The organism is Nostoc paludosum FACHB-159, from assembly GCF_014698835.1.
GTDB classification, from domain to species: domain Bacteria; phylum Cyanobacteriota; class Cyanobacteriia; order Cyanobacteriales; family Nostocaceae; genus Nostoc; species Nostoc paludosum.
This window is the reverse complement of sequence record NZ_JACJTU010000153.1, coordinates 1-2,960: the sequence shown is the minus strand read 5'-3', so window position 1 is coordinate 2,960 and position 2,960 is coordinate 1. Positions and strand designations below refer to the sequence as shown.

The window sequence follows — 2,960 nt, the reverse complement described above, 5'->3', positions numbered from 1 at the left end:
TATGCTTACTTGACTTTTACCTTTGAATCTAAATTACTCATGTATTAAAAAATTGTTAGTCATTGAGGTTATGTGAATACTTTTTTTTCACTTGTGAGAAATCCGGGTTAGACAATTGCCCTGTATTCAGGCGTTTGATATTGTCGCTGTACAACAGATGTTCCCATGCTTGATGCTCCTGTTCTATCGGGTCAACATGCAAACTTTTAAAGTTCATCTCGGCAATGCCAGGGGCGATGGCACTTTTTCCTACTAGTTCTTGCCAGTGCTGCGTATCTATGTGTGCGGGGGCTGGTGAAATATCTTGACTGAGTTGTGAATTTAATTGGTTATTGTTGGCTTCAATTTGTGGTGTTTGAGACGAAAAAGCTTTAGTTAAAATTTCAGCTAGATGTTTATCAATTTTTAGGGGTTTTGCTCCTAAGTCTTGCTTGATAGCCGACTGATTAATTCGCCATGTGCTCAAACATTCAGCTAAATACTTATTAATATCTGCTTGAAGTTCCAGAATAAAGTTTTCATCGGCAACTACTTTATTAGTTTTCTCATCAATAACTGAAAACCCGATTTTACCATCAGGTTTTCGGTGGGTAACAACAGTTTGGTTGTCAAGAAAATTAGCTTGCTCAGTTTCAGCTATGATGTTTTGCTCGACGATAGCTAAATATTCTCTGAGTTGTTCATTCCCAGATGATGTAGGGTTTTGCGCCACACTTTCATTTGCAGTAGTTCCCGTTACGCCTTCAAAGATAGAGTCAGTAAATGTGGAAGCTGCTTGTTGCTGTTCGGAGGCAGAAGTAGTTACAAACTCGTTGGACTTTGGGTCATACTTTTCCCACTTCCACCCACCGTTTCCATCCCGGCTCATGGCATAAGTCTGTTTACCAGTCTCCCAATACAGCCTTTTATTAATAGAAGCTTCAACTTTCTGCTTAATATATTCATCAATATATTTAGCTAGAGGATAAATCACATTATGGGTAAAATACTCACTGCTATGAGCATAAGCAGAAGTTAGTTGTAAATGCCTTTCATCAAACATATTTATTAGGGTGTCAATGATTGCAGATTGGAGAATGTAGATTGGAGATTTATTGTTGATATTAAAAGGGTCAAAACAAGTCGCAGGTTACTTGCGACTTGTTTAAAGTGGGCTTGAAACCCATAGCTAAAGTTGTTTCTTTTATTTGCGACTTGCGACTTGCAACCTGCGACTTGTTTTTTGTTTTGGTAATATCTCAATCCGCTTTTCTTTAATCTACATTCTCCAATCTTTGTTAATACGGTTCGGTTAACCACAACAGTTGCAGAATTGTCTTTGCAAATATTTGTTATGAACGGGGTTGTCGATGATCAGAGAACAAGATTGGCGCAGAACCTCATATTGTTGCCAGTTAGCCCCCAAGCATTTGATATCAATGAGCTTACCTTGGGGTGTAACGCGATTAAAAATAATATGAATATAAATATTGCTAGGCTGAATATCTAAAAAACAAATATACTGTAAATCATGCCAGCCGATACCGTGAATATATTGGTCAATAATTTTCCGGCAAGATTCTTGATTTAATTTAATATAAATGTTTTTTAAACCGATCAGAGTATATATGCCCAAGCTTCTAAGCTTTGGTCTAGTGCCAGATAAGGTATTAAAGTCGTTAATAATCTGAGTCAGGGAACGATTTGTATCAATAAAACTACCATTAGCGAGAAGATATTGTTGGGATAAAGTTTCAATGAAGTTAAAATTATCAATTTTCAATTCTTCAATAGTCATTTTCATAATTGTTATACCATTATGTGGACACAGGGATTTGATATTAAAACCCAATATCAGAATTAACCATACTATTAACATCTTTTGATGTCAGACCAGGATTATTAGAAACAGCTTGAGGATTTTGGGGAATGGGGAAGCGTGACTCAACTTGCTTAACTCGCAAAGCTAAATCTTGCTGAGAGGGAAATTTCTGTGTACTCTTCCTAGCTAGTAAGCTGACAATTCTTGCCCATTTAAGTTGATTATATTTCTCAATATTTTTGAGTGAGGAGCTAATTTTGATAGTTTTGAGTAAAGGAACAGACCCCTCATTTTTATTGGCATAAGCAGGATTAATAAAAACACATTTGCCAGCAATTAATTTGAGAAATTGAGCCGATTCAAAAAGCTTTCTAGTTTTTTCTTGGTCGCTAATACTAGTACTATTATTTTTACTACCAGTAGAACGGCTTTTTTGCTTGTACTTAATCTCTTCATCACCCAAGAAGCTGGAGAATAATTGCGCCGACTCGTTCTCACCAGGATTGAATATGAACTTAGTGCTGCAAGCACCAAGGATAGTTTTAGCGACTTCCTTACCGTAATTCTTCTCCAATTGCCCCATGTTCTGAAAGCCGATAATACCGCAGAAACCTTCACTTCGTGATTCGTTGAGCCACCTGTAGAGGTCAGGTAAGTAAATAGAGGGTAATTCGTCGAGTGCAACGATGAGTGGGTCAAGTCGCTTTTTGGCAATATTTCGGGCGATGGTCATGTGTAAAATGCTGGTCATGAGAGGCCCTACTGCATCTCGGCGTTCTCTGTCCAACCCAAAGATAATCATCTGCTTACCCTTGATTTCCAAAGGTAAAGTTGTCTTACCGATGAAACAGCCCAAGGTGTTTTTCGCCATAAAGCGAGTAAACATAATACTGGCGGTAGCGACAATGCCTGCAACAGTCTTTTCAGATGCAGCAGAACTGAACAGTTGACCAAAAGCAATTTTGACCCAAGGATTGAGAGAAGCAGCCATAAGGCGTTTGACCATTTGTTCGCTAGAAAGTATCGCAGCGCAAGTCATAACATCTGCGAATTGACCGAACTCTTTAGCTAACATCAATATTGCTTGAGTCAGCTGATCCCCTGAAGGGCCAAAGAAACCGTCCTCAGTAGAATTGCCCAAAAGTCGAAAATTCTTGTT

Annotated in this window: 3 protein-coding genes; all 3 read right to left on the bottom strand. The window is 38.2% G+C overall.

Annotation, left to right across the window (positions count from 1 at the left end; genetic code table 11):
- Positions 1-55: 55 nt before the first annotated feature.
- A complete protein-coding gene (locus H6H03_RS39635; RefSeq protein ID WP_190960431.1) occupies positions 56-1,042 on the bottom strand; it encodes a hypothetical protein in 987 nt (328 codons plus the stop codon).
- A 249-nt stretch (positions 1,043-1,291) separates the two neighbouring features.
- On the bottom strand, positions 1,292-1,777 hold the full coding sequence (locus H6H03_RS39630; RefSeq protein WP_242058241.1) for a relaxase/mobilization nuclease domain-containing protein: 486 nt from the start codon (positions 1,775-1,777) through the stop codon (positions 1,292-1,294).
- A 43-nt stretch (positions 1,778-1,820) separates the two neighbouring features.
- Positions 1,821-2,960: type IV secretory system conjugative DNA transfer family protein (locus tag H6H03_RS39625; protein WP_190960429.1), on the bottom strand; the 1,140-nt coding region annotated here is incomplete at its 5' end.